Genomic DNA, 24,868 nt, shown 5'->3' with positions numbered 1-24,868 from the left:
CTGAATTCACCCAAGACAAGGTAAAGCGCATCTTCACCTGATCGGCGCACCGCAGCGACCTACCTCACGCGGCCGAACAAACGAGTGGCGCGCTGCGTGATCTTCGACGGCCCGCAACTCACCCCCCGCGGCCGGGCGCGGTGACGATGGCCGGTTCCCGGTACCGCGCGTCACGTGAACGGCGGGTGAACCGGCCGGGAGAGGATCGGACCACGGCACACTGCGTCCGGCGCCCCGTCCGGACCCCGGTCCCGACGAGCGGCCGCCACCACACGCAGTGACAGCCGAGACGACTGCCGCTGTCGACGTCGGAGACGACGGCGAGAGCTTCAGGACCGCTCGGACCGCCCCGGGCCACGGGTCGGGGCCGGCGAGGACGCCGCCGCCGACCCGTGGTCGAGACGATCCGTCCGGAGGACGAACCCGCCCATGAGCGCTCCCCATCCGCCGACGCCCCGCGCGTCGGACGTCACGACCCCCGCCCCACCCCCTCCCGCGCCACGCGGCGGGTCGCGCGGTCCCGCCGCCGCCCTCGCGAGCCTGCGCGCGAACATCCGCCACGACCTGCCGGCCTCGCTGGTGGTCTTCCTGGTCGCGGTGCCCCTGTCGCTGGGCATCGCCGTGGCCTCCGACGCGCCGCTGACCGCAGGGCTGATCGCCGCGGCCGTCGGCGGCATCGTCGCCGGGGCCCTCGGCGGCTCGGCGTTGCAGGTGAGCGGCCCCGCCGCCGGCCTCACCGTGATCGTGGCCGACCTGGTCAACCGCTTCGGCTGGGGCGTCACGTGCGCCATCACCGTCGCCGCCGGACTCCTGCAGATCGGCTTCGGTCTCACGCGGGTGGGCCGGGCGGCGCTCGCGATTTCACCCGCCGTCGTGCACGGGATGCTCGCCGGCATCGGCGTGACGATCGTGCTCGGCCAGCTGCACGTCGTCCTCGGCGGCGAGCAGCAGGGCGACGCGTTCGCCAACGTGGTCGCGCTGCCCGGGCAGCTGCTCGCCGCGTCCGGCCCGGCCACCCTGCTCGGGCTCGCCGTCATCGCGGTCCTGGTGGTGTGGCCGAGGCTGCCGAAGGCGGTGCCGTCCTGGATCACGGGCATCCCCGCGCCGCTGCTGGCGGTCGTCGCGCTGACCGTCGTGGCGTCGGTGTTCGCGCTCCCCGTCGTCCGGGTCGAGATCGGCGGCGACGTCCTCGACGCCATCGCCCTGCCGATCGTGCCCACCTCCGACCTCGGTGGCGTGCTCGTCGGCGTGTTCACCGTCGCGATCATCGCGTCGATCGAGAGCCTGCTCTCCGCCGTCGCCGTCGACCGGATGCGTCCGGGCTCGCAGACGAACCTCGACCGCGAGCTCGTCGGCCAGGGCGCCGGCAACACCCTGTCCGGGCTGCTCGGCGGCCTGCCGATCACCGGCGTCATCGTCCGGAGCTCCACCAACGTCGCCGCCGGTGGCCGGACGCGGGCCTCGGCGATGCTGCACGGCGTCTGGGTCGTGGTCTTCTCCGTCGCCCTCCTCGGCCTCGTCCAGCAGATCCCGATGGCCGTGCTCGCCGGGCTGCTGGTCCACATCGGCACGAGGCTCGTCGACGTCGGGCACATGCGGGAGCTGCACCGCCACGGCGAGCTCCCGGTCTACGTCGTGACGATCCTCGGCGTGGTCTTCGTCGACCTGCTCACCGGTGTCCTCCTCGGTCTCGGCCTCGCCCTGCTGATGGTGCTGCGCCGCGTGGTGTGGGCGTCGATCGAGGTCCAGGAGCCCCGTCCGGAGGAGACCGGACCGTCGCGTTCCTGGCGCAAGGAGGGCGGCACCTGGCACGTCGTCGTCGAGGGCGCGCTGTGCTTCCTCTCCGTGCCGCGGCTCTCGCGCCGGCTCGCGCAGATTCCCGAGGGCGCCGACGTCGTCGTCGACCTCGTCACCGACTACCTCGACCACGCCGCCTACGACCACCTCTCGGAGTGGGAGGAGCGCCACCGGCTCGCCGGCGGCACCGTGCGCGTCGACGAGGTCGGCACGATGGGCCTGGTCGCCCGCCGCGAGTCGACCGCCGGCGGGCCGGGGGACCGGCGGCCCGGTCCCGTGCCGCGGTTCCTCTCTCCGTGGTCGGTGTGGCAGTCGCGCCACGACGCCACGGACGGCGAGGGCTGGGGCCACGGCCACCACGACGACGGGGCGGAGCCGCGCACGTCGGAGCCGGTCGACCCGATCCTCACCGGCCTGCGCGAGTACCACCGCCGGGCGGCCGGCCTGGTGGCGCCGTACCTGTCCGACCTCGCCGACGGGCAGGCCCCGCACGCCTGGTTCCTCACCTGCAGCGACTCGCGGGTCGTGCCCAACGTGATCACCTCGTCGGGCCCGGGCGACCTGTTCACCGTGCGCAACGTCGGCAACCTCGCGCCGCTGGGCACCGAGGCGGACGACTCGGTGGGCGCCACCGTCGAGTACGCCCTCGACGTCCTGCGGGTGCCCACCCTCGTGGTCTGCGGCCACTCCGGCTGCGGCGCGATGCAGGCCGTCAACCGCGACGTCACCGGCGACTCCGCCCTGGGCCGCTGGCTCGCCGGCGCCCAGGAGTCGCAGGCGCGGTGGGCGGCGAAGCACCCGGTCGGGGAGCACGCGCGCACCGGCGGCCGGGGCGACGTCGACCAGCTCGCCATGGTCAACGTGGCCGTGCAGCTGGACCGCCTCGCCCGGCACCCGGGCGTCGCGGCGGCCGTCGCCGAGGGCCGCGTCCGCCTCGTCGGGCTGTTCTTCGACATCCCGACCGCCCGGATGCACGTCCTCGACGGCGACCGCTTCGTCCCGGCCTCGACCGACCGCCTCGGTGCGGGCGCGACGGGGGCCCGCCCCGAGCCGGCGACGTCGGTGTTCCCGGTGGGCCCGCTCTCGTGACAGCGGAGCGTCGTTGCTTGCACCCGGTGGCAGCAACGACGCTTCCCTGTCATCGGCGTGGGAGGTTCCCGACGCCGGGCCGGTGCCGGCGGGGCGCCTAGGCTGTCCGTCCGTGGACGATCCCCTCGCCTGGCTGGCCGACACCGCGCAGGAGCGGCGTGCGGCCGGCCTGCGTCGGGTCCTGACCTCGCGCGACGTGGTCGAGCCGCTGGTGGACCTGGCGTCGAACGACTACCTCGGCCTCGCCCGCGACCCGCGGGTCGTCGAGGGCGCGGTGGCGGCGGCCCGGACCTGGGGCGCCGGGTCCACGGGCTCGCGGCTGGTCACCGGCTCGACCCGACTGCACGCCGAGCTCGAGGCGGGGCTGGCCGAGTTCGTCGGTGCGCCGGACGCGCTCGTGTTCTCCAGCGGGTACACCGCCAACCTCGGCGCGGTGACCGCGCTGTCCGGGCGGGGCGCGGTGGTCGTCAGCGACGTCGCCGCGCACGCCTCGCTGGTGGACGCGGCGCGGCTCTCGCGGGCCCGCGTGGTCGTGGGTCGCTGCGCGCGGCCGGACGAGGTCGACGCGGTGCTGGCGGACGCCCCGGAGGCGCGTCGGCTCGTGGTCACCGACGGCGTGGACTCGGTCGACGGCGGGCTCGCCCCGCTCCGCGCGCTGCACACCGTGTGCCGGGCGCGGGGCGCGGTGCTGCTCGTCGACGACGCCCACGGCCTCGGTGTCCGCGGCCCGGGCGGCGCGGGCCTCGTGGCGGAGGCGGGGTTGGCGGGGGAGCTCGACGTCGTGACGACGGCGACCCTGTCGAAGTCGCTCGGGTCGCAGGGTGGGGTGGTGCTCGGGTCGACCGCCGTGATCGCGCACCTCGTCGACGCCGCCCGGGCATTCATCTTCGACACCGGGCTCGCCCCGACGAGCGTGGGCGCCGCGCTCGCCGCGCTCGAGGTGCTCCGGACCGAGCCCGAGCGTGTCTCGGCGCTGCACCACGCGGCGGCGTCCGTCGCGGCGTCGGCGCGCGCCGCGGCCCCGTCGCTGGGCGTGGCGGAGCCGACGGCGGCGATGGTGCCCGTGGTGCTGGGGGAGCCCGAACTCGCCGTCGCCGCCCGCGACGCGTGCGCCGCGGCCGGGCTGCGCGCCGGGTGCTTCCGCCCGCCGTCGGTGCCGGAGGGCACGTCGCGGCTGCGTCTCACCGCGCGGGCGGACCTGTCCGACGACGACCTCGCGCTCGTCGACCGCGTGCTGCACGAGGTGCTGGGTCCGATCGTGGGCGGGTCCCCGGCGGGGTCGGCGGGGCCCGGGATGGCATCCTGGGCCGAGCACTTCTGAATCGATGGTGGAGGAGATCGCGGTGACCGTCACGGACAGCCGCCAGGCGTTCCGGCTCTGGCACTGTGGCCGCTGCCGTCGCCCGCTGGCCGAGGCCGCGGACTACCTGCGCTGCCGCTGCTGCGGCGCGGTGCACGACGTCGACGGGACGCCGCGCCCCGACGTCGAGGCCGCCGAGCGCCCCGTGCCGGACCCGAACGTCGTCCGCGTCCGCGATTGGCTGTAGCCCACCCGTCAAAGCCCGACCAGCCGTCGTGAACGCCGCGTCCACGACGGGACCGGGGCGCGGGAGGTGAGCGCAGGCTCGTCGTCGTGACCCTGGAGCGCCGTGCCCGGCACGGGCGCCTACCACCACAGCATGGCCTCGGCGTACAACCTGGTCGGCCGGCCGCCGCTCGTGGGCGTGCGCGAGGGCGTCGCCCGCGTCCTGGTCCGCCGGGAGTCGACCGCGGACTTGCTGGCCCGGGACTGCTGCCTGCCCCGGAGCGTTCCGGACGCCGGGTCCCGGGACGGCTGCTGGACGACGACGCTTGGTGCGGCGGGGTGGTGCTCGGCCGCGACTGAGGGCTGCCCACTGTCGACCGGAGGGCACCTTCCGTCGGATAGACGGGCCGGGGGCGCCCGTCGCCAGGCAGCGCCCGATGGACCGGGGGCGCCCTTCGCCGGGTCTATCGAGCGAGGGGGCCCTTCGGTCGGAACCGGGCATACCGACGGGCCGGAGATCTCATCGCGCCGCGCAACGTGGTCGGTGAGCGAGCACTTCGCGCGGCTCGATGAGATCGTGCCGGAGGTGGTGACGACGATGTCCCGTTGCTCGCAGCCAGTGGGAGCCACGGGACATCGTCGCGCCATGCGTCGGGCGAGGGCGACGTGACGCAGGCCCGGCGGCTCCGGGACGTGCGTGGTGTGCACCTCGCGACGGCGGGAGGGCGCCGCAACGCCGACGCCTACCCTCGGTCCCGTGCGCACGATGATCGTGACCGGGACGGGGACCGGCGTCGGGAAGACCGTCGTCACGGCGGCCGTGGCGGCGCTGGCCGCGGCGGCCGGGGAACGGGTCGTCGTCGTGAAGCCGGCGCAGACCGGGATCGAGCCGGGAGCGCCCGGGGACCTGGCGGACGTCGAGCGGCTCACCGGCGGCCGTGTCGCCACGCTCGAGCTCGCGCGCTACCCCGAGCCCCTCGCGCCCGCGACGGCCGCCCGTCGCAGCGGACTCCCGCCGTTGCGCGTCGAGGAGATCGAGAAGTCCGTGCGGGCGATCGGGGACGCCGATCTCGTGGTCGTCGAGGGTGCGGGCGGCCTGCTCGTGCGGATCAACGACGACGGCGAGACGCTCGCCGACGTGGCGACCGCGCTGGACGCGCCCGTGCTCGTCGTCGCGACCGCGGGACTCGGCGTGCTGAACGCTGCCGCGCTGACCGCCGAGGCGCTCGCGACCAGGGGAATCCGGCTCGAGGGCGTCGTCGTCGGCGCCTATCCCGCCGAGCCCGATCTCGCCGAGCGCACCAACCTCGACGACCTGCCCGAGGTGACCGGCGCGCCGCTGCTCGGTGTGCTCCCGGCCGACCTCGGCGGTGCCGACCCGGAGGACTTCGAAACCGCGGCGCGGTGTGGTCTCCATCCCGTCCTGGGTGGGCGGTGGGACGCGACCGTCGCAGTGAGGCAGACTCCGACCGTCCGACCCCCGAACTCCAGGAGCGACGCGTGACGACGGCGAGCACCGACACCGCCACCGGGACCACGGGCGAGCGGGGCGACATCCTCGCCGTCGCCCGGGAGCAGGTCCTCGAGCGCGGCGAGGGGCTGTCCGAGGCGCAGGTGCTCGAGGTGCTGCAGCTGCCGGCGGAGCGGCTGACCGAGGCGCTCGCGCTGGCCCACGAGGTGCGGATGCGCTGGTGCGGCCCGGACGTCGAGGTCGAGGGCATCGTGAGCCTCAAGACCGGCGGGTGCCCGGAGGACTGCCACTTCTGCAGCCAGTCCGGCCTGTTCGACTCCCCGGTGCGCGCGGCGTGGCTCGACAAGGACCGGCTCGTCGAGGCCGCCAAGCAGACCGCGAAGACCGGCGCGACGGAGTTCTGCATCGTCGCCGCCGTCCGCGGGCCGGACGAGAAGCTGATGGAGCAGATCCGGGTCGGCGTCGCGGCGATCCGCGCCGAGGTCGACATCAACGTCGCCTGCTCGCTGGGGATGCTGACCCAGGACCAGGTCGACCGGCTCGCCGCGATGGGCGTGCACCGCTACAACCACAACCTCGAGACCGCGCGCAGCCACTTCCCGGAGGTCGTCACGACCCACACCTGGGAGGAGCGCTGGGAGACCCTGCAGATGGTGCGGGCCGCGGGCATGGAGGTCTGCTGCGGCGGCATCGTCGGGATGGGGGAGTCGCTCGCGCAGCGCGCGGAGTTCGCCGTGCAGCTCGCCGAGCTGGAGCCCGACGAGGTCCCGATGAACTTCCTCATCCCGAACCCGGGCACCCCGTTCGCGCACCTCGACGTGCCGCAGGGCCCGGACGCGCTGCTGACGATCGCGGCGTTCCGCCTCGCGATGCCGAAGACGGTGCTGCGCTTCGCCGGCGGCCGCGAGCTCACCCTCGGCGACCTCGGCGCCGAGCAGGGCATGCTCGGCGGGATCAACGCGATCATCGTCGGGAACTACCTGACCAACCTGGGCCGCCCGGTGGAGCAGGACCTCGAGATGCTCGAGACCCTGAAGATGCCGATCAAGGCGCTGAACGACACGCTGTGACACGGAGCGGGGCGGAGCTGGAACCGGAGGCGTTGTCCACCATGTTCTGTTCCTTCTGCGGTGGCGAGACCGCGTCCGGCGACCACGAGCGCTGCCGGGCGCGGCTGTCGCTGATCGACCCTCCCCGGTACTGCGCCGAGTGCGCCCGCAAGATGGTCGTACAGGTCGACCCGATGGGCTGGACCGCGCGGTGCAGTCGCCACGGCGAGCGGACGAGTGCGGAGGCCGCGCAGCGGTGAGCGTCGGCACCGGAGGAGACGGGGCGCGGCAAGGCTCGACCGGGCTGGACGAGTTCGTCCCGGAGGAGCCGCGCGGGCTGCTGTCCCGCGGCGAGGTCCTGGGCGACCTGCGCCCCACGGTCCTGACGATGGTCGTGGTCGCGCTGGCGGGCGTCCTGCTCGGGTTGCTCTGGGCGCTCGTCGCGCCCGGGCAGGCGACGGTGACGACGGCGAGCGGCGCGAGTTCGCCGCTCGCGGCGGAGGGCGACCACGTCTTCGACGCGACCGCGATCTTCTTCCTGCTGGCCGCGGCGTACGGCGTGGTGGTCGGGGCGCTCGCCTGGCGGCGCGTCGACCGGCGCGGCCCGGTCCTCCTGATCGGCATCGGGATCGCGACGACGGCGGGGGCCTGGCTCGCAGCCGTCGTCGGGACCGGCCTGGCCGGGCCGCTGACCGACCGGTCCCCGATCGGGGTGCTGCTCGACCGCGCGGAGGCCACCGGCAGCGCCACGGCGGGCGCCCCGATCCCCGCCACGCTCTCGACCGTCCCGCCGACGATCGGTTCCTTCTGGACGGTCGTCGGGGCCGGTCTCGGGGCGGTCCTGGCCTACCTGCTGTGCGCCATCGCGCTGGGCGAGGACGACATGTGCCGTCCGGAAGGTGAGCAGTGAGGGTCGCTCCAGCGATCTCTTCCGCTCACGTGCGGAGCACCTAGTTGGGGTTCGTGGGCACCATGAACTTGGCGGTCGGGGCCCACACGGCGCCGAGCCGGCCGAGCAGGGTCGCCTCGCGGCTCATGGCGTGCGAGACCAGTTCGAGGCGGGCCCTCGGGCAGGTCTGCTCGAGCAGCTCCTGCCGGTCGGCGAGGGGGAGCAGGCAGTCGGCGGCCAGCACGTGCGGCAGCACGGTGACGTCGACGTCGGTCCGCTCGGTCGACACCGGCGGGGCCTGCGCGTCGTCGAGGCCGTCGTCGTCGAGCTCCTCCTCGGCGTCGGTGAGGTCGGTCAGGTCGGTCAGGTCACTGACCTCGTCGACGTCCCGCTCGGCGCGCCGGCGGTAGCTCCAGGCGGTGGTGCAGTAGCGGCGGTGCGCGGCGCGGGCGGCGCGCTCCAGGGGCTCGAGGGCGGCGGGGTCGTCGCCCTCGAGGTCGGGCAGCCACTCGATGCTCGCCGTGAGGTAGGGCGCCGACGTGGCGTCCACCGACAGCAGCCGGAACCGCCGGTCGCCCACCGTGAGGATGTCGAACCGGCCGTCGGGCAGGCGCCGGACCTCCCGCAGCGCGGCGGTGCAGCCGACCTCGTGGAGCCCGTCCGTCCCGTCGTCGGGACCCCATCCTTCGCGAACGGCGACCACGCCGAACTGCTTGCCGGGGAAGGCCCCGGTGACCAGGTCGATCGTCAGCTGGCGGTAGCGCGGCTCGAAGATGTGCAGCGGGAGCGGTGCCCCGGGCAGCAGCACCGTGCCCAGCGGGAAGAGGGGCAGCGTCTCGGGCACGGCGCTCACGCTACGGCCCGGACGCCCCCGTCGCCGGGTGAGCGTGCGCGGACGGTACGGGCGTCACGCCTGCGGTACCGCTAGCAGTCCCGGGCGCCCTCGGGGGGACGGAGCGTGGCGAACGGGTCGGTCACCCGCAGCCGCCGCTCGGAGAACCGGAAGAGCGCTGCAGGCCGTCCGCCCGAGGGCCCGGGCGCGGCGGTGGTGCCGGTGGGGACGAGGACCCCGCGCCGGGTGAGCACGCGCTGCAGGTTCGTCGCGGACACCCGGTGACCGAGCGCGGCCGCGTAGAGCCGGCGCAGTTCGGAGATCGAGAAGACCTCCGGCGCCAGGGCGAACCCGATGTTCGTGTAGGAGAGCTTCGCCCGCAGCCGCTCGAGGCCGTCCCGGGTGATCTCGCCGTGGTCGAACGCGGTCTCCGGGAGGGCGTCGACGGGGTGCCACGCGGTGTCGGCCGGGACGGCCGGGTCGGCGTCGCTCGGCACGAGCCCGAGGAACGCGGTGGCGACGCGCCGGGGTGCGGGCCCGCGGTGCGGGTCGGAGAACACGGAGAGCTGCTCGACGTGCGCGACCTCGCCGAGGTCGACCTTCTCGGCGAGGTGACGGCGCACCGACACCTCGACGTCCTCGGTCGCCCCGAGACGTCCGCCGGGGAGGGCCCAGCGCCCGGAGTGCGGCTCGCGCGCCCGCTGCCAGAGCAGTACCTCGGGCGAGCTGGGTGCCATCCGCAGCACGACGGCCAGCACGTCGTGCGCGATCAGGCCCTCGGCCTCCACGTGCCACACGGTAGCGGTCCGTGACCAGGTGTGTGCTCCGTCATCCCCACCGCTCGGACAGCTGGCGCAGCGCGGGCACGCCGCGTACCGTCGCCCGTGTTTTCGACCAACAGGCGAAAACCTCGGACAGAACCGGCAGGCCCTTGTCCCGACAGGCGGAGCAGTACGCCGACAGGGGGTGGGTCGGGTCGGGGGAGGACCGTCCATGACCGTCACCGACAGCGCCGTCACCGATGGGGCCGTGCACCAGCCGCCGACGGACCTCGTCGAGCCGCGCTCGCTCTCCGAGCCGCACGAGGTGGAGGCCTGGGCCGCGCAGGTGCGCGAGCTCGCCCGGGCCCGGGACGCGGTGGTGCTCGCGCACAACTACCAGCGCCCGGAGATCCAGGACGTCGCCGACCACACCGGCGACTCGCTCGCGCTCTCCCGGCTCGCGGCCGCCTCCGACGCCTCGACGATCGTGTTCTGCGGTGTCCACTTCATGGCGGAGACGGCGAAGATCCTCGCGCCGGAGAAGACCGTGCTGATCCCCGACGCCCGGGCCGGCTGCTCGCTCGCCGACTCCATCTCCGCCGACGAGCTGCGGGCCTGGAAGGCCGAGCACCCGGGCGCGGTGGTGGTCTCCTACGTCAATACGACGGCGGCCGTGAAGGCCGAGACCGACGTCTGCTGCACCTCGTCGAACGCCGTCGAGGTGGTCGCGTCGATCGACCCCGACCGCGAGGTGCTGTTCCTGCCCGACCAGTTCCTCGGCGCCCACGTCCGCCGCGAGACCGGCCGGACGAACCTGCACGTGTGGGCGGGCGAGTGCCACGTCCACGCGGGCATCAACGGTGCCGAGCTCACCGCGCAGGCGCAGGCCGACCCGGACGCCGACCTGTTCGTCCACCCCGAGTGCGGGTGCGCCACCTCGGCGCTCTACCTCGCCGGGGAGGGCGCCGTGCCCGCCGAGCAGGTCCACATCCTGTCGACCGGCGGGATGCTCGACGCCGCGAAGAACACGACGAAGTCGTCCGTGCTCGTGGCCACCGAGGTCGGGATGCTCCACCAGCTCCGCCGCGCGAACCCCGCCGTGGACTTCCGGCCGGTGAACGCCCGGGCCGCGTGCGGCTACATGAAGACGATCACGCCGGGCGCGCTGCTGCGCTCGCTGCAGGAGGGTCGCGACGAGGTGCACGTGGACCCGGCGACGGCCCTGAAGGCGCGCGCCTCGGTGCAGCGGATGATCGAGATCGGGAAGCCCGGGGGTGGGGAGTGAGCACCTCCGGACCTGACGAACGGGTCGTTCGTGCACCTGGAGCGGACGAACGACCCGTTCGTCCGGAACGCGGCGACCCCTGGGCCGCGGCCGCCGACCTCGTCGTCGTCGGCTCCGGTGTCGCGGGCCTCTCGGCCGCGGCGGAGGCGTCGCGACGGGGGCTGCGGGTCGTCGTCGTGACGAAGGACGCGCCGTCGGAGGGGTCCACGCGCTGGGCGCAGGGCGGGATCGCCGTGGTGCTGGGCGACATCGCCGGCGATACGGTCGACGCGCACGTGTCCGACACCCTCGGCGCCGGCGGTGGCCTGGTCGACGAGGCCTCGACCCGCGACATCCTCGCGGGCGGGCGCGACGCGGTGGCCGAGCTGCGCTCGCGCGGCGCGCTGTTCGACGTGCAGGGCACCCGGCTCTCCCGCACGCGCGAGGGGGGCCACGGCACGACGCGCGTCATCCACGCGGGCGGTGACGCCACCGGCGCGGAGGTGGAGCGGGCGCTGCTCGCCGCCCTGCCCGGCGAGGTCACGGTGCTCGCCGACCACACCGCGGTCGCCGTGTGCCGCGACCGGGGGCGGGTGAGCGGCCTCGAGGTCGTCACCGCCGACGGGCGCCTCGGCGTCGTCGCGGCGCCGGCGGTCCTGCTCGCCACGGGCGGGATCGGCGGGCTCTACGAGTCGTCCACCAACCCGGCCGTCGCCACCGCCGACGGCTGGTCGCTCGCCCTCGGTGCCGGAGCGGCGCTGGCCGACGTCGAGTTCGTGCAGTTCCACCCCACAGCGCTGTTCGTCCCCGGGCTCGTCGGGCGCGCGCCGCTCGTCACCGAGGCCCTGCGCGGCGAGGGGGCGCACCTCGTCGAGCTCTCCGGTCGCGGCGTGATGGACGAGGTGGACCCGCGCGGCGACCTCGCCCCGCGTGACGTCGTGGCGGGCGCGATCACGGCGGTCCTCGCCCGGACCGGCGCCGACCACGTGCTGCTCGACGCCACGGCGGTGCCCGACGTGCGTCGCCGCTTCCCGACCGTCGCCGCCTCGTGCGACGCGATCGGGGTCGACCTCGCCCGCGACCCGATCCCGGTGCGCCCCGCCCAGCACTACGCGTGCGGCGGCGTCGTCACCGACACCACCGGGCGCACCGGAGTGCCGGGCCTGTGGGCGGCAGGCGAGGTCGCCCGGACCGGGCTGCACGGTGCCAACCGGCTCGCGTCGAACAGCCTGCTCGAGGGGCTCGTCGTCGGGCGCCGGGCCGGGGCGGACGTGGCCGCCGCCCTCGCGGGTCCGCGGCCCGTGCTCGTCGCGGGGGAGCCCGTCGTCGGGAAGGCGCCTGCGGCGGACCGGACCACGCTGCAGCGCGCGATGAGCCGCGGGGCGGCCGTCGGACGCGACGCGGCCGGGCTGGCCGCGACCTCCGACGCGATCGAGGCGTCCACCGCGTTCCGGGCCCTCGACACCCGCGCGGCCGTCGAGGACGCCGCGCTCACCCTCGCCGCGGGCGCCGTGCTCGCGGCCGCGGGGTGGCGCACCGAGTCCCGCGGCTGCCACCTGCGCCGCGACTTCCCGCGCCGCGACGACCGGTGGCAGGGCACGTCGGTCGCGGTCACGCTCGACGACGGCGCACTGCGCGTCGCGCCGCTCGACACGGCTCTGGGAGGTGCCGCATGACCGCTGCGCCCTCCCGTGTGAGGGGAGCCCTCGTGCCGCAGGAGCGCTCGGAAATTCCCCTCACGATCGCCGGAGGTGCCGCATGACCGCCGTCCTGCTCCCCGAGGGGCTCGACGCCGCCGAGATCGACGCCGTCGTCGACCGGGCGCTCGACGAGGACCTGCGCGACGGCCCGGACCGGACCACCGCGGCGTGCGTCCCGGACGGGGCCGTCGCCGTCGGGGAGTTCCGGACGCGGCCCGCGGGCACGCTGGCGGGCGTCGGGGTCGCCGTGCGGGTGCTCGAGCGGGTCTGCGGCCCCGACCTGGAGATCCTCTCCGTGCGCGACGACGGGTCGCGCCTCGCCGCGGGGGACGTGGCGCTCGCCGTGCGGGCGCCGCTCACGACCCTGCTCACCGCCGAGCGGACGGCCCTGAACCTGCTCTGCCAGCTCTCCGGGGTCGCGACGGCCACCAGCGCCTGGGTGGACGCCGTCGCCGGCACCCCCGCCCGTATCCGGGACACCCGCAAGACGGTGCCGGGCCTGCGGGCGCTGCAGAAGTACGCGGTGCGCTGCGGCGGCGGGGTCAACCACCGGATGTCGCTCGGCGACGCCCTGCTGATCAAGGACAACCACGTGGCGGCGGCCGGATCGGTCACGGCCGCGGTGCACGCCGCGCGGGCGGCCGCCCCCGAGCTGCCGTGCGAGCTGGAGGTCGACTCGTTCGACCAGCTCGACGAGGCCCTCGGGCTGGGCCTGGAGCTGATCCTGCTGGACAACTTCAGCGCGGCCGACTGTGCCGAGGCGGTCCGGCGGCGCGACGCCGGGGCCCCGGACTGCGGGCTGGAGGCGTCGGGTGGGCTGACGATCGACACCGCCGCGGCCTACGGGCGGGCCGGGGTCGACTACCTCGCCGTCGGCGGGCTCACCCACTCGTCCCCGGCGCTGGACCTGGGGCTGGACCTGCGGACGTGAGCACGATCGAGGTGCCCGACTTCCGCGGCGTCCCCCGGTCGACGCGGCTCGACGAGCTCTCGTGGTGGCCGAGCGCGTACGCCATCGTGCTGCGCGAGGACGTGGCATGACGACGGCCGGGGCGGTCGTCGTCGGCGGCGGGATCGGCGGCATGTCCGTCGCGGCCGAACTGGCGGCCGCGGGCGTGGAGCGGCCGGTGCTCCTCGAGGCCGAGCCGGAGCTGGCCCGCCACACCACCGGACGGTCGGCGGCGAGCTACATCCCCGGCCACGGCGCCCCCGCGATGCGGTCGCTGGTGGCCGCGAGCCGCGACCGGTTCGACGCGCTCGCGGTCGAGGCCGGCCACCCCTTCCTGCGTCCACGGCCGGTGCTGCACGTGGCGACGACCGCCGACGAGGAGCGGCTGCTGCGCGAGGAGATCCTGCCGCTCGGGCCGGTCGAGGAACTCGACGCCGCCGAGGCCGTCCGGCGCTGGCCGGCGTTGCGACCCGACGTCGTGCGGGCCGCCGGGTGGGTGGCCGAAGCCCAGGACGCCGACCCGATCGGCCTGCACCAGCACTACCGCCGTCGCTTCCGCGCCGCGGGCGGGACGATCCGGACCGGGGCACCCGTCGTCGGGATGGTCTCCCGCGGCACCGGGTGGCGGGTCTCCCTTCCCGACGACGAGCTCGACACCGGTCTCGTCGTCCTGGCCGCCGGGGCGTGGACCGACCGGCTGCTCGCCCTCGCCGGGGCGCCCCCGCTGGACCTGCAGGCGTACCGGCGCACCATCGCGATCGTCCGGGCCGACGTCCGGCCCGACGACCCGTTCGCGGTCAGCGTCTCCGACGCCTGGTACGCCAAGCCCGAGGGGCAGTACCTGCTGGTCAGCCCCTCGGAGGAGACCCCGCAGGAGCCCGGCGACGCCCGGGCCGACGACCTCGACGTGGCGCTCGCGCTCGAGCGGGTCGACGCGGTGACCACGCTGGGTCTGCGCTCGGTGGTGACCAGCTGGGCGGGGCAGCGCACCTTCGCCCCCGACCGCACACTCGTGGTCGGCGAGCGGGCACCCGGCCTCGCCGTCGTCGCCGGGCAGGGCGGGTCGGGGATCGAGACGGCTCCCGCGGCCGCCGCCCTCGCCGCCGCCGTGCTGCTGGGGCGGTCCGTGCCCGACGACCTGCGACGACACGGCGTCGAGGCCGCCGCGTACCACCCGGACCGCCTCCTCTAGCCTCCCCCGTATGGGTCAGTCCCGGGAGGCCACCACCTCGTCCCGACGCCTGCTCGTGGTCGCCGCCGCCGTGCTCCTCATCCTGCTGGCCGCCTGCGGGGGCCCGCAGGAGACGGTCCCGCCGATCACGGTCGACCACACCGCCGACGCCGGGTCGCAGCCCCTCGCGGGCGCGTCGCCGCTCCCCGCCCCGCTGCCGGCCCTGCCCGCCGCGCCCGCCGTCCCGCAGCTGCTCGCGCCGCTCTCGGCGATCGCGAACCGGACCGGGCCGCGGGTGTGCGAGAAGTTCGGGTCGGTGCCGGTCGCGGGCGGCCGCTTCGAGGTGCAGAACGACGCGTGGGGCGCGAGCACCCCGCAGTGCACCACCGCGTTCGACACCGGTTTCAGCGTGCAGGCGAACCACGACAAGGACTCCGGGCCGGCCGCCTACCCGAGCATCGTGTGGGGCTGCAACCACGGCACCTGCACCCGGGGCACCCCGTTCCCGCGGCCGCTGTCCGATCTCGGCGACGTGCGCTCCAGCTGGGCGGTGACCGTGCCCGACTCCGGGCGCTACAACGCCTCCTACGACATCTGGCTCGACCCGACCCCGCGCCGCGACGGCGACAACACCGGCGCCGAGCTGATGATCTGGACGGTCCGGGCCGGCGGGATCGACCCCATCGGCTCGAAGCGCGGCACCGTGAACCTCGGCGGCGCCGCGTGGGACGTCTTCACCGGCGACAACAACGGCGTCCCGGTCATCTCCTACGTGCGCCAGCAGTCGGTCCGCCAGGTGCTCGACCTGCCCATCACCGACTTCGTCCACGACGCCCAGCGGCAGGGCGTCGTGCAGCCCTCCTGGTACCTCACGAACCTCCAGGCCGGCTTCGAGCCGTGGGTCGGCGGGACGGGCCTGTCCACCGACGCCTTCAACGCCACCCGCAACGGGGTCTGAACTCCTCACCCGAGTGGGTGTGAAGAGCTCACGCATCCGCCCGAACGGCTGACGCCGCCTGGCGCGCTGGACTGCGCCGAACGTACGTTCCTGCGCGCTGAACGGTCCAACGGGGAGGACGGCGCGGATGAACGGTCGGTCATCGACGGCGAACGAGACGCCGGAAGCCCGACAGCAGGTCGGGCGGCACCGGCGCCCGGGTGCGGCCCGCCGCATGGCGGCGTGGACGGCCCACGGGCCGCGTCACGGACGACGCGCCGGTCGCCGCGCCGACGCCGTGCGCACGCTCGGCGGGGGACTGGCGCTCGTCGCGCTCGCGGTGCTGACCGGGCTGCCGCACGGGGCCTCCGCCGCCACCGCCGCCACCGCCGCGCCGGTGCCCGCCGCCGTGATCACCACCGACGCGGCCGGGGCCACCACCACCACCACCACCGCCACCACCGCCACCACCGCCTCCGCGGGGCGCGCGGAGAAGAAGGTGTGCGACAAGTTCGGGTCCACCGCCGTCCAGGGCGGCCGCTACGAGGTGCAGAACGACCTGTGGGGCGCGAGCACCCCGCAGTGCATCTACGCCTTCGACACCGGCTTCCGGGTCGAGGCCAAGCACAACAAGACCAGCGGCCCGGCGTCGTACCCGTCCATGGTCTTCGGCTGCAACTACGGCAACTGCACGAAGGGCACGCCGTTCCCGCGCCCGATCGCCGACCTCGGCGACCTGCGGACCTCCTGGTCGACGAAGACCCCGGCGACCGGTGACTACAACGTCTCCTACGACATCTGGCTCGACCCGACCGCCCGCAAGGACGGCCGCCCGACGGGCCTGGAGCTGATGGTCTGGCTCAAGCACACCGACCGGGTGCAGCCGATCGGCAAGAAGGTCGGCACGGCGACGGTCGACGGCGTGGGCTACGACGTCTGGCTCGGCAAGGCCGACCTGCCGACCATCTCCTACGTGCGGCAGCAGCCGACGAACGAGGTGAAGGACATGAGCATCACCGACTTCGTCACCGACGCCCAGAAGCGCGGCCAGGCGAAGGAGGGCTGGTACCTCACGAGCGTCCAGGCCGGGTTCGAGCCGTGGATCGGCGGCGACGGGCTGGAGACGACGTCGTTCTCGGTGACCCGCAACGGCCAGTAGGAGCTCAGTCCCCGGGCTCGAGCTCGTGGTCCACGGTGTGGAGCAGCGAGGCCTGCTCGAAGGCCTCCATACGGCGTCGGTCGCGCTTGGTGGGGCGGCCGGCGCCGCGTTCGCGCTGCGCCACCGCGACCACGGTCTCCTTCGGCGGCGGTGGCGGGGTGTGGTCGACGTAGCAGGTCACGGCCACCGGGGCCCCGACCCGCTTCTCGATGACGGTGCCCACCTCGACGATGCGCGGGATGTCGTAGAGCCGGGTGCGCACCGTGTCGCCGGGGCGCACCGGGGTCGAGGGCTTCGCGGGCTTGTCGTTGACCCGGACGTGCCCGCCGCGGCACGCCGTCGCGGCGTCCGCCCGGGTCTTGCTCAGCCGCACCGCCCACAGCCAGCGGTCCACGCGCGTCGTCCCGTCCATACCTCTCCCATTCTGGCCCATCGGCCCGCCGCCGGGGAGGACGTGCTCACCGCGTGACCGCCGGACCGGCCGCCGCTCCGGCCACATCGCCCTTCCGGAGCAGGCCGCGTACGGTCGTTACCACTCGTGTCACCGGGGGAGGGGAGCGCGGGTGTCGCAGGACCCGGGCGCGTCCCCGGCCGAGGAGGCCGCGCTCCACCACCTGCTGGCCGCGGGCACCGTCGACCCGGTCTTCCAGCGCATCGCCGACGTCGCCACCGGCACCGTCGTGGGGGTCGAGGCGCTCGCGCGCGGACCCGTCGACGGCCCGCTGCGTCGGCCCGACCGGATGTTCGCCGTCGCCCGGGCCGTCGGCCGCCTCGGCGACCTGGACGAGCTGTGCCGGCGGCGGGCGGTCGAGGTCGCCGCCGCGGCCGGGCTCGCCGGCCCGCTGGGCCTGTTCGTCAACGTCGAGCCCCTCGCCGCTCCGACCGTCCTGGACCCGGGCCCCGCGGCGGTCGCCCTGCTCGACCGCGGCGTCCGCCTCGTCCTCGAGCTGACCGAGCGGGACCTCACCGCGGACCCCGCCCGCCTGCTCGTCTTCGCCGAGCAGGCCCGGGCGCACGGCTTCCGGATCGCGCTCGACGACGTCGGCGCGGACCCCGCCTCGCTCGCCCTCATGCCGTTCCTGCGCCCCGAGATCGTCAAGCTGGACCTGTCGCTGGTGCAGGGCCGGGACCCGCGGGAGGTCGCCGAGATCATGTCCGCGGTCGCCGCCTACGCCGAGCAGAGCGACGCCGTCGTGCTCGCGGAGGGGGTCGAGACGGCGGATCACCTCGCCACCGCGCGCGGGCTCGGCGCCACCCTGGTGCAGGGCTGGCACGTGGGGCTCCCGGCGCCCGCGGAGCACCTGGCCGGGCTGGCCCCGCCGTGGCGGCCGCCGGTCCTGCGCCGCCCGGTCGCCGAGGCGGTGGCGCGCAGCCCGTTCGCGACGGTCGCCCGGGTGCGCACGCCGCGGCGGGCGTCCAAGGCCCTGCTGGTGGCGGTGAGCCGCCACCTCGAGCGGCAGGCCGCCGAGCAGGGGGAGCTCGCCGTCGTGCTGGCCGCCTACGAGGACGCGGTGAACCTGACCCCGGCATCCCGTCGGCGCTACCGGGCGCTGGCCGCGTCGGCGGCCTTCGTCGGTGTCGTCGGGCGCGGCGTCGAGGCGGAGCCCGAACCCGGGGTCCGCGGCGCCGACCTCGTGCCGGACGACCCGGTGCACGGGGAGTGGGACGTCGTCGTGGTCGGCCCGCACTTCGCGGCCGCCCTCGTCGCCCGCGACCTCGAACCGCACGCCGACCCGACCGACCCCACCCGCGAGTTCGACTACGTCCTCACCCACGACCGCCCGATGGTGCTCGAGGTCGCCCGGTCGCTCATGGCGCGCGTCGTCCCCCGTTCGGCGTCGCCCGCGTCCGGAGCGTCGTCTTCGGCGTCCGTCCGGGTCCCGTCCGGGGTGCGCCGCTAGCTCCAACGGATCATCCGGGTAGCGTGCGCGGTACGGAGAGCGGACACCGGAGTACCGAGGGGCTGAGTCGTGACCGACATCTGGCGCGTCAGCGGTGCGCGGGCCGCCGCCGAGGCCGGGGACGAGCTCACCGCCGCGATGGAGTCGCTGGTCACCGCCTTCCAGCCGATCGTCGACCTCTCCACCGGCGGCGTCATCGCCCACGAGGCGCTGACCCGAGGTCCGGCGGGCTCGCTCGCCCGGCCCGAGCAGCTCTTCGAGCGGGCCCGGGTCGAGGGGCGCCTCGCGGAGCTCGACGAGCTCTGCCGCATCCGCGCCCTCGAGGCCACCCTCGCCGCGGGCGACGACGGCCCGAGCACCCTCTTCCTCAACGTCGAGCCCGACGGCATCCCGGTCGGCCCGCCGCCGCCCGAGGCGCAGGAGTTCGCGGCCCGCGGCGGCCGGCTCGTCATGGAGTTCACGGAACGGGCCCTCACCGCCGACCCGGCGCGGGTGCAGTGGTTCGCGACGCGGCTCCGCCACGTCGGGATCGCCGTGGCCCTGGACGACGTCGGGAGCCACCCGAGTTCGCTCGCCCTGATGCCCTTCCTGCGGCCCGAGGTCGTCAAGCTCGACCAGCGGCTGATCCAGGATCCGCACGACGACGCCGCGGCCCGGATCGCCACTGCGGTCTTCGCCTACGCCGAGCAGAACGACGCGATCGTGCTCGCCGAGGGCATCGAGACCGCCGAGCACGAGCGGACCGCCCGCGCCCTCGGCGCCACCCTCGGCCAGGGCTGGTACTACGGCCGGCCCGGTCTGCTGGGGCCCGACCCCCGGCGCATCCTGCCCGTGAGCGCGCCGTTGGCCCGCGCCCCCGAGGGACCCACGCGCCGCAGCCCCTTCGCCACGGTGTCGCGCAGCCGCCCGATGCGGCACGGCGGGCTCTCCGAGGTCTCGCTCGCCGCGGAACTGCTCGAGCGTCGGGCACTCACGGCCGAGGGACCGACCGTCACCCTCGCCACCGTCGGACCCGGCGGCGTCCCCTCCGGTGCGCGGGCCGACCGCTACGTCCGCGCGGGCGCCGAGACCAGCCTCGTCGCACTCCTCGGCGCCGGCCCGGAGCCGTTGCCCGGGGTACGTGGCGCCGACCTCGGCGGGGGCGACCCGCTGCGCGCCGAGTGGGACGTCATCGTCGTCGGCCCGCACGTCAGCGCGGCCCTCGTCGCCCGCGAGACGTTCGGCGGCGAGTACCAGTACGCCGTGGTCTACGAGCGCGACCTCGTCCTCGAACTCGCCCGCTCGCTGATGAGCCGCACCGTCCCGGCGCCGGGGGCGGCGATGCCGGGCAACTGAGCGGGACGTCCGACACCCCCTGTCGGCGTGCTCGCCGCGCTGTCGGGAGTCCTACCAGCCGCGCTCGCGCCACTCCGGCAGCTGCGGGCGCTCCGCGCCGAGCGTGGTGTCGTCGCCGTGGCCGGGGTAGACCCAGGTGTCGTCGTCGAGGCGATCGAAGACCTTGCGCTCGAGGTCGTTCATCAGCGCGTTGTGGTGGTCGACCGTGGCGGTCTTGCCGTGGCCGCCGGGGAAGAGCGAGTCCCCGGTGAACAGGTGGGCGCCGCCCTCCGGCTCGCGGTAGAGCAGGGCGATCGACCCCGGGGTGTGCCCGTCGAGGTGGATGACCTCGACGAACGACTCGCCGAACCGGACCTCGTCGTCGTCGCCGACGGTGTGGTCCGGCGCCACCGGGAGCTCCGGGGCGTCCAGCTCGTGGGCGTAGGTCTGCGGCGAGAGCTCCTGCGTCATCGCCTCCAGGGCCTGGACGTGGTCCCAGTGCTGGTGGGTGGTGATGATCGTCTTCGTGTTCCCGCGGTCGGCCACCGTGTCGACGGTGTCGAGCAGCCGCTCCGCCTCGTTCGCGGCGTCGATCAGCAACGTCGCTCCGGTGGCCTTGTCGACCAGCAGGTAGGCGTTGTTGTCCATCGGGCCGACGGAGACCTTGGTGATCGCGACGGGGCCGAGGTCGCGGCGGGCGGCCGGGCCCTCGGGGTCGACGTGGCCGGTGTAGGTGTCGAGGAGCTCCACGCCCGACAGTCTGCCCGGTCACCCCGACACCCATGCGTCGCCGAGTCCGGACCCGTCGTCGGGAAGACCGCCGGTCCGGAGCCGGTCCGGGGGAGCGGGCGGGCCGTGGTGGTCACCCGGGAGGCGTACCCGCTCGTCCGTTCACCGCACATGGCCCCTCCCGACGACGGGGTGTGTCCGCGCCCGCCGTCGTGGAGCGGCCGTTGACCGCCCGGATCCGGGCCCGGCGGGCGACCTGGACACCGGCTCCTACAGTGGAGGTGAACCCCCGCGAGTCGCTGCCGGACGATGTTGTCGGTGCCCGGGGGTATGACAGGCGAGCACCGCCCTGTCCGAGATCGCCCTGGGGAGTTGATCCGTGGCCGACCGCCTCGTCGTCAAGGGCGCCCGTGAGCACAACCTCACGGGCGTCGACATCGACCTGCCGCGCGACAGCCTCGTCGTGTTCACCGGGCTCTCCGGCTCCGGGAAGTCGAGCCTCGCGTTCGACACGATCTTCGCCGAGGGGCAGCGGCGCTACGTCGAGTCCCTCTCGGCCTACGCGCGCCAGTTCCTCGGGCAGATGGACAAGCCCGACGTCGACTTCATCGAGGGGCTCTCGCCCGCGGTGTCGATCGACCAGAAGTCGACCAGCCGGAACCCGCGGTCGACCGTCGGCACGATCACCGAGGTCTACGACTACCTGCGGCTGCTCTACGCCCGGGCGGGCACCCCGCACTGCCCGACGTGCGGCGAGGTGATCTCCAAGCAGACCCCGCAGCAGATCGTCGACCAGGTCCTCGCCATGGAGTCCGGGCGCCGGTTCCAGGTCCTCGCCCCCGTCGTGCGCGGCCGCAAGGGCGAGTACGTCGACCTGTTCGCCCAGCTCCAGGGGCAGGGCTACTCCCGCGTGCTGGTCGACGGCACGGTCTATCCGCTGTCCGAGCCGCCGACGCTGAAGAAGCAGGAGAAGCACGACATCGCGGTGGTGGTCGACCGGCTGTCGGTCAAGGCCAGCGCCAAGCAGCGCCTCACCGACTCGGTGGAGACCGCGCTGCGTCTCGCCGAGGGCATCCTCGTGCTCGAGTTCGTCGACCTCGACGAGGACGACCCGGAGCGCGAGCGCCGCTTCTCCGAGAAGATGGCCTGCCCGAACGGCCACCAGCTCGCGGTGGACGACCTCGAGCCCCGCGCCTTCTCGTTCAACTCGCCCTACGGCGCGTGCCCGGCCTGCAGCGGCCTCGGCACGAAGATGGAGGTCGACCCCGAGCTCCTCGTCCCCGACGACGAGCTCTCCCTGGCCGACGGGGCCATCGCCCCCTGGAACATGGGGCAGACGGCCGACTACTTCCAGCGCCTGCTCACCGCCCTCTCCGAGTCCGTCGGCTTCCGCATGGACACGCCGTGGCGGAAACTGCCGGCGTCGGTGAAGAAGGCCGTGCTGCACGGGTCGACCGACCAGGTGCACGTGCGCTACCGCAACCGCTACGGCCGCGAGCGCTCCTACTACGCCGCCTTCGAGGGCGTCGTGCCGTTCCTCGAGCGGCGGCTCGACCAGGCCGAGTCCGACAGCGCCCGCGAGCGCTACGAGGGCTACATGCGCGAGGTGCCGTGCCCCACGTGCTCCGGCACGCGGCTCAAGCCGGAGATCCTCGCGGTGACCCTGCGCCACGACACGCAGGGCGACCGATCGATCGCCGAGGTCTGCGCGCTCTCCGTGGCCGACTGCGCGGACTTCCTCCAGGGACTCGTGCTCGGGGCCCGGGAGCAGGTGATCGCCGGGGCGGTGCTCAAGGAGATCCAGGCGCGTCTGGGCTTCCTGCTCGACGTCGGGCTCGACTACCTCTCGCTGTCCCGCGCGGCCGGCACGCTGTCCGGCGGCGAGGCCCAGCGCATCCGCCTCGCCACGCAGATCGGCAGCGGGCTGGTCGGCGTCCTCTACGTGCTCGACGAGCCCTCGATCGGGCTCCACCAGCGCGACAACCGCCGGCTGATCGACACCCTCACGCGGCTGCGCGACCTCGGGAACACGCTCATCGTCGTCGAGCACGACGAGGACACCGTGCGCGCCAGCGACTGGGTGGTCGACATCGGCCCGGGTGCGGGGGAGCACGGCGGTCAGGTGGTGCACTCCGGGTCGGTGGAGGAGCTGCTGGCCAACACCGACTCGATGACCGGCGACTACCTGTCCGGGCGCCGCTCGATCCCGGTGCCCGACATCCGCCGGCCGCGCGACCGCAAGCGCCAGATCTCGGTGGTCGGTGCCCGCGAGCACAACCTGCACGACGTCGACGTCTCGTTCCCGCTCGGCTGCCTCGTGTCGATCACGGGGGTGTCGGGTTCGGGGAAGTCGACGCTGGTCAACGACATCCTGGCGACGGTGCTCGCGAACAAGCTCAACGGGGCGCGGCAGGTGCCGGGCCGGCACACCCGCGTGACGGGGCTCGAGCACCTCGACAAGCTGGTCCGCGTCGACCAGTCGCCGATCGGGCGCACGCCGCGCTCCAACCCGGCGACCTACACCGGCGTGTGGGACCACATGCGCAAGCTGTTCGCCTCGACGAACGAGGCGAAGGTGCGTGGCTACGGGCCCGGCCGGTTCTCGTTCAACGTCAAGGGCGGCCGCTGCGAGGCGTGCGCCGGCGACGGCACGATCAAGATCGAGATGAACTTCCTCCCGGACGTCTACGTCCCGTGCGAGGTGTGCAAGGGCGCCCGCTACAACCGCGAGACGCTCGAGGTGCACTACAAGGGCAAGACGGTCGCCGAGGTCCTCGACATGCCGATCGAGGAGGCCGCGGCGTTCTTCGAGCCGATCACGGCGATCCACCGGCACCTCAAGACGCTGACCGAGGTGGGGCTGGGCTACGTCCGTCTCGGGCAGCCGGCGCCCACCCTCTCCGGCGGTGAGGCGCAGCGCGTGAAGCTGGCGTCCGAGCTGCAGAAGCGCTCGATGGGCCGGACGATCTACATCCTCGACGAGCCCACCACCGGGCTGCACTTCGAGGACATCCGCAAGCTCCTGGGCGTCATCAACGGGCTGGTCGACAAGGGCAACACCGTGCTGGTGATCGAGCACAACCTCGACGTCATCAAGGTGTCCGACTGGGTCGTCGACATGGGCCCGGAGGGCGGCAACGGCGGCGGCACGGTGGTCGCGGAGGGCACGCCCGAGCAGATCGCGGCCGTGCCGGAGAGCTACACCGGCCAGTTCCTCGCCGAGCTGGTCACCCCGGAGAAGGCGCCGGCCAAGCGCACGCGCGCGAAGGCGGGCTGACCCGGCACGAGCGTGACGCCAGGCATCCCGGGACGCCGTCGAACCTGCCTGAGGTGAGTCTCGGCGGAGGCCGGGACGCGCCGTGGGAGTCCGACACGCGCCCGGTGGTAGAGTCCCGGTGAGCGACCAGCTCGACGGGTGCTTGCGTGTCCGTCGAGCGGCAAGTGGAGCCCGTCTCCCACCCGAGCCGCCCCCGGTGGCCGGGTCCCGGTCTTCAGCCGTCCCGCGAGGGACGGCCGAAACAAGACCCGTCGTCGGGAAAGATCCGACAACGAGTCCGATCGGTACGAGTCAGGGCCCCCGCCACGAGCACGACGGCGCGGGGCCCGGCGTCGTGAGGGAACAAGGACACCTCTCGCCGGGTTGCGGCCGGAAACACTGTCGAACCCGAGGAGAACTCATCAGCGCAGAGACGCGCATCAACGAGCGCATCCGCGTGCCCGAGGTCCGTCTGGTCGGTCCGAACGGCGAGCAGGTGGGGATCGTCCGCATCGAGGACGCCCTGCGGCTGGCCCGGGAGGCCGACCTCGACCTCGTCGAGGTCGCGGCGCAGGCGCGCCCGCCGGTCTGCAAGCTCATGGACTTCGGCAAGTTCAAGTACGAGAGCGCGCAGAAGGCCCGCGAGTCGCGTCGCAACCAGCAGCAGACCGTGATCAAGGAGCAGAAGCTCCGGCCGAAGATCGACCCGCACGACTACGAGACGAAGAAGGGTCACGTCACCCGCTTCCTCGGTCAGGGGCACAAGGTCAAGGTCACGATCATGTTCCGTGGTCGCGAGCAGTCCCGCCCGGAGCTGGGCTTCCGGCTGCTCCAGCGGCTCGCCGAGGACGTCGGCGATCTCGCGTTCGTCGAGGCTTCACCGAAGCAGGACGGCCGCAACATGACCATGGTGCTCGCGCCCAACAAGAAGGTCGCGAAGACGCCCAAGCAGCAGGCTGCGGCCCAGGCGGAGAACGAGGCCGCCGCGGAGCCCACGCCGACCTCCTGACGTCGCGGAGGCGGGCCGTACCCTCCGGTACGGCCCGCACCGCGGACGCGGGAGCCGCCCCCGCCC

At 74.5% G+C, this 24,868-nt stretch carries 21 protein-coding genes and 1 pseudogene; 18 read left to right on the top strand and 4 right to left on the bottom strand.

Annotated elements, in window-relative coordinates; genetic code table 11:
• Nucleotides 1-429 precede the first annotated feature (429 nt).
• The 8 genes and pseudogenes from A3CO_RS0128345 to A3CO_RS36410 all read left to right on the top strand — a co-directional run bounded on the left by A3CO_RS0128345 (nt 430) and on the right by A3CO_RS36410 (nt 7,841).
• The gene (locus A3CO_RS0128345) at nt 430-2,886 is read left to right on the top strand and encodes a SulP family inorganic anion transporter (RefSeq protein WP_018335644.1); all 2,457 of its coding nucleotides are present in this window, start codon (nt 430-432) and stop codon (nt 2,884-2,886) included.
• Nucleotides 2,887-2,998: 112 nt separating this feature from the next.
• The gene (locus A3CO_RS0128340; RefSeq protein WP_018335643.1) at nt 2,999-4,207 is read left to right on the top strand and encodes an 8-amino-7-oxononanoate synthase; all 1,209 of its coding nucleotides are present in this window, start codon (nt 2,999-3,001) and stop codon (nt 4,205-4,207) included.
• 22 nt (nt 4,208-4,229) lie between these two features.
• The gene (locus tag A3CO_RS0128335; protein ID WP_157647894.1) at nt 4,230-4,433 is read left to right on the top strand and encodes a hypothetical protein; all 204 of its coding nucleotides are present in this window, start codon (nt 4,230-4,232) and stop codon (nt 4,431-4,433) included.
• Nucleotides 4,434-4,532: 99 nt separating this feature from the next.
• Nucleotides 4,533-4,676 (top strand): annotated as a pseudogene (locus tag A3CO_RS39880) (diaminopimelate decarboxylase); the annotation flags it as partial.
• A 492-nt stretch (nt 4,677-5,168) separates the two neighbouring features.
• Nucleotides 5,169-5,915, top strand: coding sequence for a dethiobiotin synthase (gene bioD, locus A3CO_RS0128325; protein ID WP_018335640.1), 747 nt, complete (start codon nt 5,169-5,171; stop codon nt 5,913-5,915).
• A complete protein-coding gene (gene bioB / locus A3CO_RS0128320; RefSeq protein ID WP_018335639.1) occupies nt 5,912-6,952 on the top strand; it encodes a biotin synthase BioB in 1,041 nt (346 codons plus the stop codon). The genes bioD and bioB overlap by 4 nt, the downstream gene beginning before the upstream one ends.
• Nucleotides 6,949-7,191: a biotin synthase auxiliary protein BsaP gene (gene bsaP / locus A3CO_RS0128315; RefSeq protein ID WP_018335638.1), complete on the top strand. Its 243-nt coding sequence runs from the start codon at nt 6,949-6,951 to the stop codon at nt 7,189-7,191. The genes bioB and bsaP overlap by 4 nt, the downstream gene beginning before the upstream one ends.
• Complete coding sequence (locus A3CO_RS36410) at nt 7,188-7,841, top strand: DUF2567 domain-containing protein (protein ID WP_018335637.1); 654 nt, start codon at nt 7,188-7,190, stop codon at nt 7,839-7,841. Before bsaP ends, A3CO_RS36410 begins: the two co-directional genes overlap by 4 nt.
• A gap of 40 nt (nt 7,842-7,881) precedes the next feature.
• Here the strand turns inward: A3CO_RS36410 and A3CO_RS0128305 are convergent, their stop codons facing one another.
• Together A3CO_RS0128305 and A3CO_RS0128300 are read right to left on the bottom strand one after the other, a co-directional pair.
• A complete protein-coding gene (locus tag A3CO_RS0128305; RefSeq protein ID WP_018335636.1) occupies nt 7,882-8,673 on the bottom strand; it encodes an LON peptidase substrate-binding domain-containing protein in 792 nt (263 codons plus the stop codon).
• Between the two features lie 71 nt (nt 8,674-8,744).
• The gene (locus A3CO_RS0128300) at nt 8,745-9,389 is read right to left on the bottom strand and encodes an NUDIX hydrolase (RefSeq protein WP_084682250.1); all 645 of its coding nucleotides are present in this window, start codon (nt 9,387-9,389) and stop codon (nt 8,745-8,747) included.
• A gap of 256 nt (nt 9,390-9,645) precedes the next feature.
• On the opposite strand from A3CO_RS0128300, the gene nadA reads away from it, so the two are divergent.
• The 6 genes from nadA (at nt 9,646) to A3CO_RS34705 (ending at nt 16,593) form a co-directional block, all read left to right on the top strand.
• Nucleotides 9,646-10,698 carry a quinolinate synthase NadA gene (gene nadA, locus A3CO_RS0128295; RefSeq protein ID WP_018335634.1) on the top strand — a complete coding sequence of 351 codons (1,053 nt, stop codon included), beginning with the start codon at nt 9,646-9,648 and terminating at the stop codon, nt 10,696-10,698.
• On the top strand, nt 10,695-12,353 hold the full coding sequence (nadB, locus tag A3CO_RS0128290) for an L-aspartate oxidase (RefSeq protein ID WP_018335633.1): 1,659 nt from the start codon (nt 10,695-10,697) through the stop codon (nt 12,351-12,353). The genes nadA and nadB overlap by 4 nt, the downstream gene beginning before the upstream one ends.
• Before the next feature lie 82 nt (nt 12,354-12,435).
• Complete coding sequence (nadC, locus tag A3CO_RS0128285; RefSeq protein WP_018335632.1) at nt 12,436-13,308, top strand: carboxylating nicotinate-nucleotide diphosphorylase; 873 nt, start codon at nt 12,436-12,438, stop codon at nt 13,306-13,308.
• A 106-nt stretch (nt 13,309-13,414) separates the two neighbouring features.
• Nucleotides 13,415-14,518, top strand: coding sequence for an NAD(P)/FAD-dependent oxidoreductase (locus A3CO_RS0128275; RefSeq protein ID WP_018335630.1), 1,104 nt, complete (start codon nt 13,415-13,417; stop codon nt 14,516-14,518).
• Between the two features lie 10 nt (nt 14,519-14,528).
• A complete protein-coding gene (locus A3CO_RS34710) occupies nt 14,529-15,455 on the top strand; it encodes a GH12 family glycosyl hydrolase domain-containing protein (protein WP_018335629.1) in 927 nt (308 codons plus the stop codon).
• Nucleotides 15,456-15,582: 127 nt separating this feature from the next.
• Nucleotides 15,583-16,593 carry a GH12 family glycosyl hydrolase domain-containing protein gene (locus tag A3CO_RS34705; protein WP_018335628.1) on the top strand — a complete coding sequence of 337 codons (1,011 nt, stop codon included), beginning with the start codon at nt 15,583-15,585 and terminating at the stop codon, nt 16,591-16,593.
• Nucleotides 16,594-16,597: 4 nt separating this feature from the next.
• On the opposite strand, the gene A3CO_RS0128260 is transcribed toward A3CO_RS34705, so the two are convergent.
• Complete coding sequence (locus A3CO_RS0128260) at nt 16,598-17,005, bottom strand: RNA-binding S4 domain-containing protein (protein ID WP_018335627.1); 408 nt, start codon at nt 17,003-17,005, stop codon at nt 16,598-16,600.
• A 151-nt stretch (nt 17,006-17,156) separates the two neighbouring features.
• On the opposite strand from A3CO_RS0128260, the gene A3CO_RS34700 reads away from it, so the two are divergent.
• Nucleotides 17,157-18,494: a sensor domain-containing phosphodiesterase gene (locus tag A3CO_RS34700; RefSeq protein ID WP_018335626.1), complete on the top strand. Its 1,338-nt coding sequence runs from the start codon at nt 17,157-17,159 to the stop codon at nt 18,492-18,494.
• Between the two features lie 69 nt (nt 18,495-18,563).
• Entirely contained in the window at nt 18,564-19,829 is a 1,266-nt protein-coding gene (locus tag A3CO_RS0128250; protein WP_018335625.1) for an EAL domain-containing protein, read from the top strand.
• A 51-nt stretch (nt 19,830-19,880) separates the two neighbouring features.
• Here A3CO_RS0128250 and A3CO_RS0128245 read toward each other — a convergent pair whose 3' ends face one another.
• On the bottom strand, nt 19,881-20,558 hold the full coding sequence (locus A3CO_RS0128245) for an MBL fold metallo-hydrolase (RefSeq protein ID WP_018335624.1): 678 nt from the start codon (nt 20,556-20,558) through the stop codon (nt 19,881-19,883).
• 358 nt (nt 20,559-20,916) lie between these two features.
• Between A3CO_RS0128245 and uvrA the strand changes: the two genes are divergently transcribed.
• Together uvrA and infC are read left to right on the top strand one after the other, a co-directional pair.
• Nucleotides 20,917-23,814, top strand: coding sequence for an excinuclease ABC subunit UvrA (gene uvrA, locus A3CO_RS0128240; protein WP_018335623.1), 2,898 nt, complete (start codon nt 20,917-20,919; stop codon nt 23,812-23,814).
• 400 nt (nt 23,815-24,214) lie between these two features.
• Nucleotides 24,215-24,802: a translation initiation factor IF-3 gene (gene infC, locus A3CO_RS0128235; protein WP_085942421.1), complete on the top strand. Its 588-nt coding sequence runs from the start codon at nt 24,215-24,217 to the stop codon at nt 24,800-24,802.
• Nucleotides 24,803-24,868 lie beyond the last annotated feature (66 nt).

The sequence above is a fragment of the Actinomycetospora chiangmaiensis DSM 45062 genome, assembly GCF_000379625.1.
GTDB classification, from domain to species: domain Bacteria; phylum Actinomycetota; class Actinomycetes; order Mycobacteriales; family Pseudonocardiaceae; genus Actinomycetospora; species Actinomycetospora chiangmaiensis.
The sequence above is the reverse complement of the archived record's forward strand: the minus strand, read 5'-3'. Positions and strand labels throughout refer to the sequence as shown.